Origin of the sequence: Dyella amyloliquefaciens (assembly GCF_004296575.1) — a bacterium.
Taxonomy (GTDB): Bacteria; Pseudomonadota; Gammaproteobacteria; order Xanthomonadales; family Rhodanobacteraceae; genus Dyella; species Dyella amyloliquefaciens.
The window spans coordinates 659,515-675,189 of the sequence record NZ_SAYT01000002.1 but is presented as its reverse complement, the minus strand read 5'-3'; the positions used below and the strand labels follow the sequence as shown (position 1 = coordinate 675,189).

11 protein-coding genes are annotated in these 15,675 nt (G+C 65.6%); 10 read left to right on the top strand and 1 reads right to left on the bottom strand.

The window, feature by feature from the left end:
• The first annotated feature begins 8 nt into the window (after positions 1–8).
• The 10 genes from EPB08_RS07550 (at position 9) to EPB08_RS07505 (ending at position 12,690) form a co-directional block, all read left to right on the top strand.
• A complete protein-coding gene (locus EPB08_RS07550; RefSeq protein ID WP_130618441.1) occupies positions 9–2,162 on the top strand; it encodes a S46 family peptidase in 2,154 nt (717 codons plus the stop codon).
• Between the two features lie 135 nt (positions 2,163–2,297).
• Positions 2,298–3,236, top strand: a complete 939-nt coding sequence (gene miaA / locus EPB08_RS07545; RefSeq protein ID WP_130618440.1) for a tRNA (adenosine(37)-N6)-dimethylallyltransferase MiaA — start codon at positions 2,298–2,300, stop codon at positions 3,234–3,236.
• 173 nt (positions 3,237–3,409) lie between these two features.
• Positions 3,410–3,676, top strand: a complete 267-nt coding sequence (gene hfq, locus EPB08_RS07540; protein ID WP_130618439.1) for an RNA chaperone Hfq — start codon at positions 3,410–3,412, stop codon at positions 3,674–3,676.
• A gap of 154 nt (positions 3,677–3,830) precedes the next feature.
• Entirely contained in the window at positions 3,831–5,144 is a 1,314-nt protein-coding gene (gene hflX / locus EPB08_RS07535; protein ID WP_130618438.1) for a ribosome rescue GTPase HflX, read from the top strand.
• Between the two features lie 186 nt (positions 5,145–5,330).
• Complete coding sequence (gene hflK / locus EPB08_RS07530) at positions 5,331–6,491, top strand: FtsH protease activity modulator HflK (protein ID WP_130618437.1); 1,161 nt, start codon at positions 5,331–5,333, stop codon at positions 6,489–6,491.
• Positions 6,488–7,357, top strand: coding sequence for a protease modulator HflC (gene hflC / locus EPB08_RS07525; protein ID WP_130618436.1), 870 nt, complete (start codon positions 6,488–6,490; stop codon positions 7,355–7,357). The genes hflK and hflC overlap by 4 nt, the downstream gene beginning before the upstream one ends.
• A gap of 13 nt (positions 7,358–7,370) precedes the next feature.
• Positions 7,371–7,556 (top strand): DUF2065 domain-containing protein, encoded by a 186-nt coding sequence (locus EPB08_RS07520; RefSeq protein WP_130618435.1) that lies wholly within the window; start codon positions 7,371–7,373, stop codon positions 7,554–7,556.
• 148 nt (positions 7,557–7,704) lie between these two features.
• On the top strand, positions 7,705–8,997 hold the full coding sequence (locus tag EPB08_RS07515) for an adenylosuccinate synthase (RefSeq protein WP_130618434.1): 1,293 nt from the start codon (positions 7,705–7,707) through the stop codon (positions 8,995–8,997).
• A 283-nt stretch (positions 8,998–9,280) separates the two neighbouring features.
• Entirely contained in the window at positions 9,281–11,929 is a 2,649-nt protein-coding gene (locus EPB08_RS07510; RefSeq protein WP_130618433.1) for a M1 family metallopeptidase, read from the top strand.
• Positions 11,930–12,252: 323 nt separating this feature from the next.
• Complete coding sequence (locus EPB08_RS07505) at positions 12,253–12,690, top strand: hypothetical protein (protein WP_130618432.1); 438 nt, start codon at positions 12,253–12,255, stop codon at positions 12,688–12,690.
• 87 nt (positions 12,691–12,777) lie between these two features.
• Here EPB08_RS07505 and gcvP read toward each other — a convergent pair whose 3' ends face one another.
• Positions 12,778–15,669 (bottom strand): aminomethyl-transferring glycine dehydrogenase, encoded by a 2,892-nt coding sequence (gene gcvP / locus EPB08_RS07500; RefSeq protein WP_130618431.1) that lies wholly within the window; start codon positions 15,667–15,669, stop codon positions 12,778–12,780.
• Positions 15,670–15,675: the final 6 nt, after the last annotated feature.

Below are 15,675 nucleotides of genomic sequence, written 5' to 3'. Positions count from 1 at the left end.
GAACAGGCATGCGTTTGAAGAAGATGGGGTGGGTCATGGTCATGGTGCTTGCTACGACAGCGCACGCGGATGAAGGCATGTGGATGCCTTCGCAGCTGCCCAGCATCGCCAAGCAACTGCATGCCGCGGGTTTCCAGGGCAATCCCGCCGATCTTGCCGATCTAACCAAGGCGCCGCTCAGCGCAGTGGTGAAGGTGGGCGGCGCCACCGGTGCCTTCGTCAGCAACGATGGCCTGGTGCTGACCAACCACCACGTGGCCTTCGGTGTCATCCAGTACAACAGCAACGCACAACGCGATCTCATCCAGAACGGCTTCGTCTCGCACGAGCGCGCGGAAGAGCTGCCGGCCAACCCCGATTTCCGCCTGCGCGTCACCACCGGTTTCGACAAGGTCACCGATAAGGTGCTCGGCGCGGCCAAGGGCAAGACGGGGCGTGCGTACTACGACGCCATCGACACCGCCAGCAAGGCGCTGGTGACCGAATGCGAGCGCGAGCCCGGCATGCGCTGCAGCGTAGTCAACATGTTCTATGGCCGCGACTTCTACCTGGTGAAGCAGCTGGAGCTGCGCGACGTGCGCCTGGTCTACGCGCCGCCGCGCGCGATCGGCAACTACGGCGACGAGGTGGACAACTTCGTGTGGCCGCGCCATTCGGGCGACTTCACCATCCTGCGCGCCTATGTGGGCCCGGATGGCAAGCCGGCCGACTACGCCAAGGACAACGTGCCGTACCACCCGCCGGCGCATCTGCAGATCGCCGCACAGGGCGTGCACGAGGGCGACTTCGTGATGCTGGCGGGCTATCCGGGCGTCACCTATCGCCACCGTACCGCCGCCGAGTTTGCCGACCAGGTGCAGTGGCGCCTGCCCACCACGGTGGACGTGTTGCGCCAGTTGCAGGACGTGATCGAGGAGGTCGGTCACACCGACCGCCAGGCGACCATCCGCTATGCCTCGCAGCTGCAGTCGCTGAAGAACAACATCAAGCGCTACAGCGGCGAGCTCGACGGACTCAAGCGCAGCGATGCGGTCGCCATCCGCCGCAAGGACGAGGAGGCGATGCTGGCGTGGCTGGCCACGCAGCCATCGGCTGCCACGTTGCGGCCCCAGATCGACGAAGTTGCGAGGCTGATTGCCACCGGCAACGCCACGCGCGAGCGGGACCTGCTGCTCGCCGTGATGCAGACGCAGACGCAACTCATGCGTTCGGCCTTGACCCTGCAGCGCCTTGCCCACGAACGCGCCAGGCCCGATGCGCAACGCGAAAGCGGTTACCAGCAGCGCGATGAAGACCTGACGGCCGGCATGCTGCGCCAGGTGCAGCGCCGTTATGACCCGAAGGTCGAGAAGCAACTGCTGGTTTCGCTGCTGACGCGCTATCAGAAGCTGCCCGATGCGCAGCGGTTGCCCGAGTTCGACGCCGCGTTCGGACGCACGCCGGCTGAGCTGACGGCCACGCTGGACAAGATCTACGCGGCCACCCACCTGGGCGACGAAGCGCAGCGCCTGCACTGGCTGACGGCCGAGCCGGCGGAGCTGGCCAAGTCGGACGACGCGCTGCTGGTGCTGGCGGCGAAGCTGCAGCCGGCGTTGCTGCGCATGGAGGAAGAGCGCAAGGCGCGCGAGGGCGACCTACTGCGCCTGCGGCCGGCCTATATGGACGCGCTGATCGCCTACCGCGAGAAGCAGGGCCGCGCGGTATATCCCGATGCCAACTCCACGCTGCGCGTGAGCTACGGCAAGGTCACGCCGCTGCAGGCGCGCGATGCGGTCGTCTACCAGCCGCTCACCACAACGGCGGGCATCGTGGAGAAGAACACCGGCGTGGAGCCGTTTGATGCGCCCAAGCCGCTGCTGGACGCCATCGCGCGGGGCGACTATGCCGGTTACGCCGACGCGAAGACCGGCGCCATGCCGGTGGACTTCCTCAGCAACCTCGACACCACCGGCGGCAACTCCGGCTCGCCCGTGCTCAACGCCAAGGGCGAACTGGTCGGCCTCAACTTCGACAGCAACTGGGAGGCGGTGAGCGCGAGCTGGATGTTCGATCCACGCTACAAGCGCGCCATCCACGTGGACCTGCGCTACATGCGCTGGCTGATGGACAAGGTGTACCCGGCGCCGCAGCTGTTGAAGGAGCTGGGCGTTCCTGCCCACTGACGATCCGCGCCACTTCCCCCTTTGTAGGAGCGCACCCAGTGCGCGACCGCGGAGTCTGGGGTTACAGCTCCGTAGGCTTTTCGCGCACTGGGTGCGCTCCTACAGGGAAGGCGGCGTGATCGTTACAATGGCTGGATGACGATCGATCAGCGCCCACTCGCCGTATTCCTGATGGGCCCGACCGCGTCGGGCAAGACGGCGCTTGCCTGCGCGTTGAGCGAACGGTTTCCGGTGGAGCTGGTGAGCGTCGATTCGGCGTTGGTCTATCGCGGCATGGACATCGGCACCGCCAAACCCGACGCCCAGACACTGGCGAGGTATCCGCATCGCCTCATCGATATCCGCGATCCGGCCGAGCCCTATTCGGCGGCCGATTTTCGCGGCGACGCGATGGAGGCCATGCAGGGAATCACCGCCAGGGGCAGGGTGCCCTTGCTGGTGGGGGGCACGGGTCTTTACTTCAGGGCGCTGCAGCAGGGACTCTCCCGCCTGCCCGAGGCCGACCCGGCGATTCGCGAGCGACTGAGCGCCGAAGCCGTGGAAGCGGGGTGGCCCTCCCTGCATGCACGCCTGCAGCGCCTCGATCCAGCCGCCGCCGCACGCATCGGCCCCAATGACGCCCAGCGCATCCAGCGCGCGCTGGAGGTAATCGAGCTCACCGGCCGGCCGTTGTCCGAGCAACAGCAGGGCGGCAGCGGCGAACGGTTTCCATGGCGGGTGCTGAAGCTGGCGTTGTTGCCGGCCGACCGCGCACCCTTGCACGCGCGTATCGCCGAACGCTTCGACGCGATGCTGGCGGCCGGCTTCCTGGGCGAGGTGCGAACCCTTCGCGAGCGCAAGGACTTGCACGCCGACCTGCCGGCCATCCGAGCCGTGGGATATCGCCAGGCATGGGAGCATCTGGACGGCCAAACGGACGCCGCCGAGTTTCGCGACAGGGGTGTCTTCGCCACCCGCCAACTCGCCAAACGGCAGATCACCTGGCTGCGCAGTGAGCTCGATGCCCGCGTGCTTGATCCGGATCGAGCGGGTTTGCAGGCTCGTGCCGAGGATGCGCTCGAGCTCTTTCTTTGAGATGCAGAACACATCTCGTGAGGCGTTTTCTAAACGTCTTTTTCACAGATCGGGCAGATGTACTTCTGCTCTTTCATCAACGATTTAAAAGTGGTTAATATTCATCCATCTTGGGCCGGGGCGCGGCGTGCGTCTTTTATCCGGCCCGTCCGTTTGCGAGGGGAGAACAAGAAATGTCCAAGGGGCAGTCATTGCAAGATCCGTTTCTGAACGCACTTCGCCGGGAGCGTGTCCCGGTAGCGATCTACCTGGTCAACGGCATCAAGCTGCAGGGCACGATCGAATCCTTCGACCAGTTCGTTGTGCTGCTGCGCAACCAGGTCAGCCAGATGGTCTACAAGCACGCGATCTCCACCGTCGTGCCGAGCCGCAACGTTCGTGTCGGCAACGGCCACGAAGGTCATGGCGACGCGCCCATGGCCCCCGACACCGAAGGTTGATTCGGCGGACCTGTCGACCCATGTGAGTGAGAGGGCGTAACGCCGGTCCCGTTTTGGGGTCTGGCGGCACGTCGGCATACACTTTCCACTCCCGCCTGGCGCCGTGGGCTTCCCGCCCGCGGCGCCGCGTCTTCCTACAGGTCCGTTCCTATCCGTGTTTGATCGTCAAAAGAAAGGCGAACGCGCCGTCCTCGTCCTCCCGCATTCGCGCGCAGGGGACGCAGTGCGGCGTGCCGAAGAATTCGCCGAGCTGACCAAGTCGGCCGGCGCCGAGATCCTGGGCAGCATCAGCGCTCGCGTCGACGTTCCCAACCCGCGCTACTACATCGGCACCGGCAAGGCCGACGAGATCGCCGAAGCGGCGCGTGCGCTGGAGGCGGACCTGGTACTGGTCGACCATCTGCTCACGCCCGTGCAGGAGCGCAACCTCGAGAAGCTGCTCAATATCCGCGTGGTGGACCGGGCCGGCCTGATCCTGGACATCTTTGCCCAGCGAGCCCGCTCGCACGAAGGCAAGCTGGAAGTGGAGCTGGCCCAGCTCAAGCACCTGGCCACCCGCCTGGTGCGCGGCTGGACCCACCTGGACGCCCAGCGCGGCGGTGCCATCGGCAACCGCGGTCCGGGCGAAACCCAGCTGGAAACCGACCGCCGCCTGCTCGCCGAGCGCGTGAAGATGCTCACCAAGCGACTGGAAAAGGTGCAGACGCAGCGCGTGCAGCAGCGTCGTGCCCGCCTGCGCAACACGGTGCCGCGCGTGGCGCTGGTGGGCTACACCAACGCCGGCAAGTCCACCCTGTTCAATGTGCTGACCGAGGGCGAGGTGTTCGCCGCCGACCTGCTGTTCGCCACGCTGGACCCGACCGTGCGCAAGCTCGACGGCCTGTCCTGCGGGCCGGCCGTGCTTGCCGATACCGTGGGCTTCGTGCGCGAGCTGCCGCATGACCTGGTGGCTGCGTTCCGCGGCACGCTGGCCGAGGCGCGCGACGCGGACCTTCTGCTGCACGTAAGCGATGCCGCCGACGAGGAGCGCGAGCGCCTGGCCAAGGTGGTCGACAACGTGCTCGAGGAAATCGACGCGGGCGACCTGCCGCAGCTGCGGGTGATGAACAAGATCGATCTGGCCGATCTCGAACCCCGCATCGACCGCGACGCCGAGGGTCGACCGACCACGGTATGGCTGTCTGCCGCCACCGGCGTGGGCCTCGATTTGCTGAGGCAGGCGCTGGGCGAGTTGCTGGGCGGTGATCGCGTGCAGTCGGAACTGCGCCTGCCGCATTCCGCGGGCCGCCTGCATGCCCGGCTCAAGGCCGCGGGCGCCATCGCGGGCGAAGAGGTGGACGAGCACGGCTGGCGGCTGAGCATCGACGCGCCGCGCAGCGTCATCGCCCCCTTGAGCGGCGGCAGTGCCGCCGAAGCGGCCCTGCTGCGCGAGATCCTGGGAAGCGTGGAAGAACAGGAAACCCTGTAATCCGTCCGTCGCCGGCCATGGGGAGGAATCCCCGTCCGGCTCTGGTAGAATCCCCGGTGTTTGTGCGGCCATCCGGGCCCGGGCGGCACACTTGTCACGACAAGCACCCGAGACCATGTCCAAACCCGTTCAATGTGTTTCCCGGCCAATGCAGCCGGCCTCCCAGCGGCCTCAAGGAGACTGACCATGGCCTGGAACGAACCCGGTAACGGGCAACGTGATCCCTGGGGCAAGAATCGCCCCTCCGGCAACAAGCCGGGGCTGGACGACATCCTCAAGCAGCTTCGAGACCGCTTCGGCAAGCTCGGCGGCGGCGCGGGCGGCATCTTCGTGATCCTGCTGGCCTTCGTCATCGTGTGGGTGGTGATGAGCAGCTACACCATCGTGGACGCCCGCCAGGCCGGCGTGGTGCTGCGCTTCGGCAAGTACTCGCGCACGCTGCAGCCGGGTTTCCACCTGAAGTTTCCGCGCCCGCTCGAAACCGTGACCAAGGTCGGCACCACCGAGATCCGTTCGGTGTCGGACAAGGTGCGCATGCTGACCAGCGACGAGAACATCATCTCGGTCGACTTCAACGTGCAGTACCAGGTCTCGGATGCGCGCAAGTACCTGTTTTCGCTTAGTGGCCCGCCGGAAGACACGCTGCGCCAGGCCGCCGAAGCCGCCGTACGCACGGTGGTGGGCGCCAACATCATGGACAACATCCTGACCAGCCAGGGCAACGAGCAGGGCACGGCCGCCACCCCGGCCACGGCCAGCACGGCCGCGACGGTCGCCGTGCCGGTGGTCCCGGCGACGCCGGCCGCGGCGGTTCGCGACACGCTGCAGCAGCAGACCCGCGAGATCCTCCAGGCCACCCTGAACGAGTACGACTCGGGCCTGATGGTCACCGATGTGAGCTTCCAGAACGTGGCCCCCCCGCAGGAAGTGAAGGACGCCTTCGACGACGTCAACGCCGCGCGCGAAGACAAGCAGGGCACCGAGAACAATGCGCGCGCCTACTCCAGCCAGGTGGTGCCGGTGGCGCGCGGCGATGCCTCGCGCATCCTGGCCGAGGCGCAGGGTTACAACGCGCAGCGCGTGGCCATCGCCACCGGCGACGCGGCCCGCTTCAACCTGATCCTCAAGGAATACAAGGGCGCCCCCGACGTGACCCGTCGCCGCCTGTGGCTGGAAACGGTCGAGGCCGTGATGTCCAACAATCCCAAGGTGCTGGATGGCTCCGGTGGCCGCAACATGATCTATCTGCCGCTTGACCGTGCCGCAGGCAAGGACGTACCCGGCGTGGGCGCGGTGATGCAGTCCGCGGGCAGTGACGCGATGGCCGGCAAGGAGAAGCAGCCATGAAGTTCGTCTCCGCCATCATTGCCGTGCTGCTGGTGCTGGTTGGCTTCAACAGCCTGTTCGTGGTCAACGAAGGGCAGACCGCCCTGGTGCTGCAGTTCGGCCGCATCGTGCGTACCGGCGACACGCCGGGCCTGCATGTGAAGATGCCGTTCGTGCAGCAGGTGATGACCTTCGACAACCGCATCCTCACCCTGGAAGCGCAGCCCGAGCGTTACTTCACCTCGGAGAAGAAGAGCGTCAACGTCGACTTCTACGTGAAGTGGCGCATCGCCGACAACGCCGCCTACTACCGTGCCACCGCCGGTGACGAGCTGCAGGCGGCCAACCGCCTCACGCCCATCGTGAAGGACGCGCTGCGTTTCGAATTCAACGGCCGCACCTTGCAGGAGCTGGTTTCGGCCGGCCGCAAGGACGTCACCGAGCGCGTGCGCAAGCAGACCGACCTGGCTGCGCGCAAGAACCTCGGTATTGCCGTGGTCGACGTGCGCATCAAGCGCATCGACCTGCCGGACGAAGTGAGCGAGTCGGTCTACAAGCGCATGCGCGCCGAACGAGCCCAGTTGGCCAACGAGCTGCGTTACACCGGTCAGCAGGCTGCCGAGACAATCAAGGCTGACGCGGATCGCCAGGCCCAGGTCATCAAGGCCGAGGCCGAGCGCGACGCCGCCAAGGTGCGTGGCGAGGGCGATGCCCAGGCAGCCGCCATCTACGCGCAGGCCTATGGGCAGGATCCGGAGTTCTTCGCGTTTTATCGAAGCCTGGCGGCGTACCGTAAGTCGTTCGAGGACGGCAAGGGCGTGCTGGTGCTGAAGCCGGACTCGGAGTTCCTGCGGTATTTCAACGACGGCGCATCGCCCAAGCACTGAGTGGTGGACGGCGATGTCGCGTGAGCTGCTGGCGGCACTGTGTCTGGTGCTGGTGATCGAAGGGCTGGTGCTGTTTGCCGCGCCGCGCGGTTGGCAGGCCACCATGCGCGAGGCGGTGAAGCTGCGCCCGCGCACGCTGCGCGTGTTCGGCGCGGTGGCCATCGGCATCGGGCTGGTCGCGTTGCAGTTGATGCATTGATTTGATGCGGTGGATGGGCCGTTAAAAACCATCGTGAACATGCGGGACGTGGTGGTTGCAGCGAGCCGGTTGCCGGCGGCATGACCACGTCGCGGAAAGAATGCGCCCCTCAGGGCACCGACCTTTTCAAATTGACGAGAGCAACATCATGGGCAAGTCAGTAGTCATCCTCGGCGCGCAATGGGGCGACGAAGGCAAGGGCAAGATAGTCGACCTGCTGACCGAGCAGGTCAAAGCCGTCGCTCGCTTCCAGGGCGGCCACAACGCCGGCCACACGCTGGTGATCAAGGGCAAGAAGACCGTCCTGCACCTGATTCCCTCGGGCATCCTGCGCGATGACGCGCTGTGCCTGATCGGCAACGGCGTGGTGCTGTCGCCGCAGGCGCTCAAGCAGGAAATCGAAGAACTGGAAGCGCAGGGCGTCGAAGTGCGTTCGCGCCTGAAGATCAGCCCGGCCACGCCGCTGATCATGCCGTACCACATTGCCGTGGATAAGGCGCGCGAAGCCGCCGCCGGCAAGTCGGCGATCGGCACCACCGGCCGTGGTATCGGCCCGGCTTATGAAGACAAGGTGGCACGCCGCAGCGTGCGCGTCGCCGACCTGATGTACCCGCACGAGCTGCCCGAGAAGCTCAAGGCGGCCGTCGAGTACCACAACTTCATCCTCACCCAGTGGCTGAAGGCCGAGCCGGTCGATTTCCAGACCGTGCTGGATGACGCGCTGGCCTATGGCGAATTCATCCGCCCGATGGTCGACGACGTCGCCACCATCCTGCACGACGTGCGCAAGGAAGGCGGTCACATCCTGTATGAAGGTGCGCAGGGCGCGCTGCTCGACATCGATCACGGCACCTATCCGTACGTGACCTCGTCCAACACCACCGTCGGTGGTGCGCTGGCAGGTACCGGCGTGGGCGCGGGTGACATCGACTATGTGCTGGGCATCTGCAAGGCCTACGCCACGCGCGTGGGCGGCGGTCCGTTCCCGACCGAGCTCGAGGACGAGATGGGCGAGCGCCTGCGCAAGGTCGGCAACGAGTTCGGTGCCAGCACCGGCCGTCCGCGTCGCTGCGGCTGGATCGACCTCGTCGCGCTCAAGCGCGCCGTGCAGATCAACGGCATCAACGGCCTGGCCATCACCAAGCTGGACGTGCTCGACGGCCTGCCGTCCATCAAGGTCTGCATCGCGTACGAATACCGCGGCAAGCGCCGCGAACTGGCGCCGCTGGACGCCGACGGCTGGGCCGAGTGCAAGCCGGTGTACCTGGAATTCCCGGGTTGGGAAGAATCCACTGCCGGCATCCGCGAGTGGGACAAGCTGCCGCCGGCCGCGCGTGCCTACCTGCGTGCGGTGGAAGAACTCTCCGGTTGCAAGCTGTCGCTCGTCGCCACCGGCGCCGATCGCGACGACACCATCGTGCTGGACGATCCGTTCGCCTGATCCGGCGATCTCGGATTCAGACCCAAAGAGCCCCGCATTGCGGGGCTTTTTGCTGCGCCACGCTGGAGCCTCTGTAGGAGCGCACCCAGTGCGCGAAAAGCCAACGGCGCGATGACACCGTGACTTTGCGGTCGCGCACTGGGTGCGCTCCTACAGGAGAAGGGGCGCGTCTGAACCCACCATGACTTCCGGCCATGTTGGTCGGCGCGCGCATACAGCAACATCGACCTGTTTTGCACCATTTCAGGGCCACCGACTTGGCCCATCTACGAGGGGATACAACATGCGTACTCGCCTGGTTTCCGCCATAGCGCTTGCTCTGGCTGGCGTGACTTTCACCGGAGCCGTGCTGGCTGCCGATGCCGCACCGACCGCCCAGACCACCACCCAGCTGCCGCGCGCCGTACGTCCTTCGCACTACGCCGTGTCGATCACGCCGCATGCGTCCACGCTGACGTTCGACGGCAAGGTGACGGTGGACGTGGAAGTGCTCGCGCCCACCAACAGCATCACGCTCAATGCCATCGACATGAGCTTCAGCAAGGTGGAGCTCACGGCCGGCAAGGGCGCCTCCGCCCTGGCGCCGAAGGTGACTACGGACAACGATGCGCAGACCGCGACCTTCACCTTCGACAAGCCGATCGCCAAGGGCAAGTACCAGCTGTCGATGACCTACAGCGGCAAGATCGGCACCCAGGCCAACGGCCTGTTCGCCATCGACTACGACAGCAAGGCCGGCAAGAAGCGCGCGATCTACACCCAGTTCGAGAACTCCGACGCCCGTCGCTTCATCCCCTCGTGGGACGAACCGAACTACAAGGCCACGTTTGATCTCGACGTGACGGTGCCCGCCGGCGACATGGCGGTGAGCAACATGCCGGTGGCGTCGAAGACCGATGCCGGCAATGGTCTCTCGCACATCACGTTCCAGACCTCGCCGAAGATGTCGACCTACCTGCTGTTCTTCGGCACGGGTGAATTCGACCGCATCACGACGAAATCCGAGGGCGTGGAGATCGGTGTGGTGACGCAGAAGGGTCTCACCTCGCAGGCTGCCTTCACGCTTGAATCCGGCAGTGCAGTGCTGAAGGAATACAACGACTACTTCGGCGTGCCGTACCCGCTGCCCAAGCTCGACAACGTTGCTTCGCCGGGCAGCAGCCAGTTCTTCTCGGCGATGGAGAACTGGGGCGCGATCTACACCTTCGAATACGCGTTGCTGCTCGATCCGTCGATCTCCACCCAGTCGGACAAGCAGGAAGTGTTCAACACGGCCGCGCACGAAATGGCGCACCAGTGGTTCGGCGACCTGGTGACCATGCGCTGGTGGGACGACCTGTGGCTCAACGAAGGCTTCGCCTCGTGGATGGCCTCGCGTACCACCGACCGCCTGCATCCGGAGTGGAACACCAAGCTCGATGCGGTCGGCATTCGCGAAGGCGCGATGTCGCGCGACGCCGTGGTCACCACGCATCCGGTCGTGCAGCGTATCGACACGGTGGAGCAGGCCAGCCAGGCGTTCGACTCGATCACCTATGCCAAGGGCGAATCGGTGATCCGCATGCTGGAAAACTACGTGGGCGCCGACAACTGGCGCACCGGCGTGCGCAACTACATCAAGGCGCATGCCTACGGCAACACGGTGTCGGACGACCTGTGGCATGCCATGGACGCCGTGGTGCCGGGCAAGCAGGTCACCACCATCGCGCACGAATTCACCCTGCAGCCGGGCATTCCGCTGATTCGCGTGGAAGCGGGTGAGTGTGCGAACAACACGGTGACGCTCAAGCTCACCCAGGGCGAGTTCACCAAGGATCGCCCGGACAAGAAGCCGCTGCGCTGGCACGTGCCGGTGACCGCGCAGAGCATCGGCGGCAAGCCGGTGCGCACGCTGGTCGACGGCGAAGGTACGCTGGCCGTGCCGGGCTGCGGTCCGGTGCTGGTGAATGCAGGGCAGAGCGGTTACTACCGCACGCTGTACGCACCGGCTCAGGTTGCCGCGATCAAGGGCAGCTTCACCAAGCTCGAGCCGATCGACCAGCTTGGCGTGATGAGCGACACCTGGGCGCTGGGCATGGCCGGGCTGCAGCCGGTGGCGGATTTCATGGATCTCGCCAAGGCCACGCCGGTCGATGCCGATCCGCAGATCTGGGACGAAGTGGCCGGCAGCCTCGCCGCGCTCAATGACTACTATCGCGGTGATGCGAAGCGCCAGGCGACGTTCCGCGCGTTCGCCATCAAGCGCCTGTCGCCGGTGTTCGCGCACGTGGGTTGGGAAGCCAAGCCGAACGAGAGCGTGCCGACCACGATCCTGCGCAGCCACCTGATCAATGTGCTCTCCGCTCTGGGCGACAGCACGGTCATCGACGAAGCCCGTCGCCGCTATGCGGCGCAGGCTACCGATCCGAAGGCGGTGCCGGCCGAACTGCGCAAGACCATCCTCGCGATCGTTGCCAACCACGCCGACGCCGCTACCTGGGACAAGCTGCACGCCGCCGCCAAGGCCGAGAAGACGCCGCTGGTGAAGGATCGCCTGTACGCACAGCTCGCTTCGGTCGAAGACGAGGCACTCGCCAAGCGTGCACTCGATCTCGCCTTGACGGATGAGCCGGGCGCCACCAACAGCGCCGGCATGATCCGCATCGTGTCGCGCCTGCATCCGGAACTGGCTTTCGACTTTGCCATGGCCCATCGCGAACAGGTCGACAAGGTGGTGGACGGCAGCTCGCGCAGTCGCTACTACCCGACGCTCGGCGCCAGCTCGTTCGACCAGGCGATGATCGACAAGATCAATGCCTATGCGACCAAGTACCTGGCACCCAGCTCGCGTCGCGATGCGGAGACCGCCGTGGCCAACATCAAGTACCGCATGATGGTCCGCAACGAGCGCCTGCCGTCGGTGGATGCCTGGTTGGCGAAGAACGGCGGCTGATCTTTCCGTCCGCCTGAAGCCCGAAAAGCCCCTCTCCCATCGGGAGAGGGGTTGGGGAGAGGGTGCGGGGCTTGCGCGGGCCTTCATGATTCGCTCCGCCCGTACCCTCATCCGGCTGCCGCCACCTTCTCCCAGAAGGAGAAGGGTTCCTCCGCTCACATCTGTGCTAATCCCTCTCCCGTCCGCGCATCGAAAGGAGTCCCCAGTAGCGAAGAGAGACTGGGCGAGGCTTTCCGTACCGCCAGTCCCGTCGAATCGCTAACATCGGCTCGACCACGGCGCGGAGGGCGCCGCTGGCACTCAATGTGACAGGGGAAACTAACGTGGCTAGGAGCAGCAAGCCGGAACGCTGGTATTGGCCGGAGATCGGCAATCTCGCCGATGCGGAGCAGGCTTCGAATCAAGGTTTCTGGGCAGCGGTGGTGTGCGCGGTGGTTACCGTGCTCATTGCGACCGTCGCCATAACCGCTGGAAAATCGATTGCTGGCATCGATGCGACGGCCTATGCGGACGCCGCGGCATTCGCCGTGATTGCCTGGCGTATCCGCGCGCGCTCCAAGAGTTTCGCCGTGATTGGCCTGGTGTTGTTCCTGATCGAGAAGATCATCCAGTTCGCCACGCAGCCATTGAACCTCGGGTTCGGCATTGTCGTGGCGGTATGCCTGTTGCTGGCCTTTATCACGGGTGTCCGCGGTACGTTTGCCTACCACCGCCTCAAGGACGCTGCTTTGTTGCAGCAGGGCGCAACTCAGGACGCCTGAGCGAACGACGTATAGCAGCGCTGAAGCGTGCAAATGAAAAGGGCTCCGCATGCGGAGCCCTTTTCGTTCATCACAGCGTGAACGTGCTTACGCCACGTTCGGCTCGCTGAACGCCTCGATCTCGCCCTTGAACGCTTCCACCGGCACGCAGCTGCAGAACACGTTCTTGTCGCCGTAGACGTTGTCCACGCGGGCCACTGGCGACCAGTACTTCTGGAACTTCAGGCTGGGCAGCGGGAAGGCGGCCAGTTCGCGGGTGTAGGCGTGCGTCCACTCCGACGCCGACACCATCACGGCGGTGTGCGGCGCATGCTTGAGCGGGTTGTCTTCGCGATCGAGCTTGCCGCTTTCGATGGCGCGGATTTCGTCGCGGATCTGGATCATCGCGTCGATGAAGCGGTCTAGCTCGTACTGCGATTCGCTTTCGGTCGGCTCGACCATCAGCGTGCCCGCAACCGGGAAGCTCAGCGTCGGTGCGTGGAAGCCGAAGTCAATCAGGCGTTTGGCCACGTCTTCGGCGCCGATGCCGGTGGCGTCCTTGATCGGGCGCACGTCGAGGATGCACTCATGCGCCACCAGGCCGTTGCGGCCGGTGTAGAGCGTCTCGTAGTGCGGCGCAAGGCGCTTGGCGATGTAGTTGGCGTTGAGCAGGGCCACCTGGGTGGCACGGCGCAGGCCGGCGGCGCCCATCATGGTGATGTACATCCAGCTGATCGGCAGGATCGAGGCCGAGCCGAAGCTGGCAGCACTCACCATGCCTACGGTGCTTTCAGCACCGTAGGTACCCGGCAGGAACGGGGCCAGATGCGACTTCACCGCGCACGGGCCGACGCCCGGGCCGCCACCGCCGTGCGGGATGCAGAAGGTCTTGTGCAGGTTGAGGTGCGAGACGTCCGAACCCCACTTGCCCGGCTTGGCGACGCCGACCAGCGCGTTCATGTTGGCGCCGTCGGTGTACACCTGACCGCCGTGCTCGTGCACGATCTCGCAGATCCTGACGATGTCTTCCTCGAACACGCCGTGCGTGGACGGGTAGGTGATCATCAGGGCGGCGAGGCGGTCGCTGAACTTCTCCGCGGCGCGCTGGATGTCTTCGACATCCACGTTGCCATTCGCATCGCACTTGGTCACCACCACCTGCATGCCGCACATCTGCGCGGAGGCCGGGTTGGTGCCGTGGGCCGACTCGGGAATCAGGCAGATGTCGCGATGGCCCTGGCCGCGCGAGCGGTGGTAGGCGCGGATCGCCAGCAGGCCGGCGTATTCGCCCTGCGCGCCGGAGTTCGGCTGCAGGCTCACCGCGTCATAGCCGGTGCATTCCACCAGCATCGCTTCCAGCTCGTCGATCAGCTGCTTGTAGCCGGTGGCCTGGTCGGCCGGGGCCAGCGGATGGATGTTGGCGAACTCGGGCCACGTCACCGGGATCATCTCGGCGGTGGCGTTGAGCTTCATGGTGCAGCTGCCCAGCGGGATCATGGTGCGATCCATCGCCAGGTCCTTGTCGGCCAGCGAACGCATGTAGCGCAGCAGTTCGTGCTCGCTGTGGTGCGTGTTGAAGGCCGGGTGGGTCAGGAACTTGGTCTTGCGGACCAGATCGCGCGGCAGTGCATCGTGCACCTGGGCATCGAGCGCATCGATGTCGGCGATGGCGGCGCCGAACACGGCGGCGAGCGCGACAACGTCAGCACGCGTGGTGGTTTCGTCCAGGCTGACGCTGACGCTGTTCGCGTCGATCGCTCGCAGGTTGATACCGGCGGCCCGTGCCTTGGCGTGCACGGCGGCGGCATCCACGCCGGTCACGTGCAGCGTGTCGAAGAAGTCGGGGCCAGCGGTGACGCCAGCCTGGCGCAGCGCCACGAACAGGATCGAGGCCAGACGATGCACGCGACGGGCGATGCGCGTGAGGCCTTCCGGACCGTGGTACACGGCGTACATGCTGGCCATCACGGCCAGCAGCACCTGCGCGGTACAGATGTTGGAGGTGGCCTTCTCGCGGCGGATGTGCTGCTCGCGGGTCTGCAGGGTGAGGCGGTAGGCCGGCTTGCCCTCGGCGTCGATGGAGACGCCGATCAGGCGGCCCGGCATCGAGCGCTTGTAGCTGTCGCGGCAAGCCATGAAGGCGGCATGCGGGCCGCCGAAGCCGAACGGCACGCCGAAGCGCTGGGTGTTGCCGACCACGATGTCCGCGCCCCATTCGCCCGGCGAGGCGATCAGGGTGAGGGCGAGCAGGTCGGTGGCCACGCAGACCACGCCTTGGCGCGCGTGCACCGTGTCGGCCAGGGCCTTGTAGTCGTTGATGCGGCCGAAGGTGTTGGGGTACTGCAGCAGCACGCCGTAGCTTTCGACCGTGGTGGCTTCGCTGTCGTCGCCGATGTGCAGGTCGATGCCCATCGCCTCGGCGCGGGTCTTGATCACTTCCAGCGTCTGCGGATGCACGGCATTGGAAACGAAGAACACGTTGGACTTGGACTTGGCCGAGCGCTTGGCCAGGGTCATGGCCTCGGCGGCGGCAGTGCCTTCATCGAGCAGGGACGCGTTGGCGATCTCCATGCCGGTGAGGTCGGCGCACATGGTCTGGAAGTTGATCAGCGCTTCCATGCGGCCCTGCGAGATTTCCGCCTGGTACGGCGTATAGGCCGTGTACCACGCCGGGTTCTCGAGGATGTTGCGCAGGATGACGTTCGGGGTCAGCGTGCCGTAATAGCCCTGGCCTATGAAGCTGCGGAACACCTGGTTTTTGTCGGCGATGGCGCGGATCTTGGCGATCGCTTCGACTTCGGTGATCGGCGCGGGCAGGGCGAGCGGGGCCGGCGACTTGATCTTGCCCGGCACGATGGCATCGGTCATGGCCTCAAGCGAGTCGTAGCCGACCACGCCCAGCATGGTGGCGATTTCCGCGTCGTTGGGGCCGATATGACGCTCGATGAAGGCGTCGTGGTGCTCGAGGTCGCGCAGCGAAGGATGGGCGTTCTGACTCATGGCAGG

Coding starts and splice junctions, on each gene's coding strand:
- EPB08_RS07550 (WP_130618441.1), top strand. CDS start 9: ATGCGTTTGAAGAAGATGGGGTGGGTCATGGTCATGGTGCTTGCTACG.
- EPB08_RS07510 (WP_130618433.1), top strand. CDS start 9,281: ATGCGTACTCGCCTGGTTTCCGCCATAGCGCTTGCTCTGGCTGGCGTG.
- EPB08_RS07515 (WP_130618434.1), top strand. CDS start 7,705: ATGGGCAAGTCAGTAGTCATCCTCGGCGCGCAATGGGGCGACGAAGGC.
- miaA (WP_130618440.1), top strand. CDS start 2,298: ATGACGATCGATCAGCGCCCACTCGCCGTATTCCTGATGGGCCCGACC.
- gcvP (WP_130618431.1), bottom strand. CDS start 15,669: ATGAGTCAGAACGCCCATCCTTCGCTGCGCGACCTCGAGCACCACGAC.
- hflC (WP_130618436.1), top strand. CDS start 6,488: ATGAAGTTCGTCTCCGCCATCATTGCCGTGCTGCTGGTGCTGGTTGGC.
- hflK (WP_130618437.1), top strand. CDS start 5,331: ATGGCCTGGAACGAACCCGGTAACGGGCAACGTGATCCCTGGGGCAAG.
- hfq (WP_130618439.1), top strand. CDS start 3,410: ATGTCCAAGGGGCAGTCATTGCAAGATCCGTTTCTGAACGCACTTCGC.
- EPB08_RS07520 (WP_130618435.1), top strand. CDS start 7,371: ATGTCGCGTGAGCTGCTGGCGGCACTGTGTCTGGTGCTGGTGATCGAA.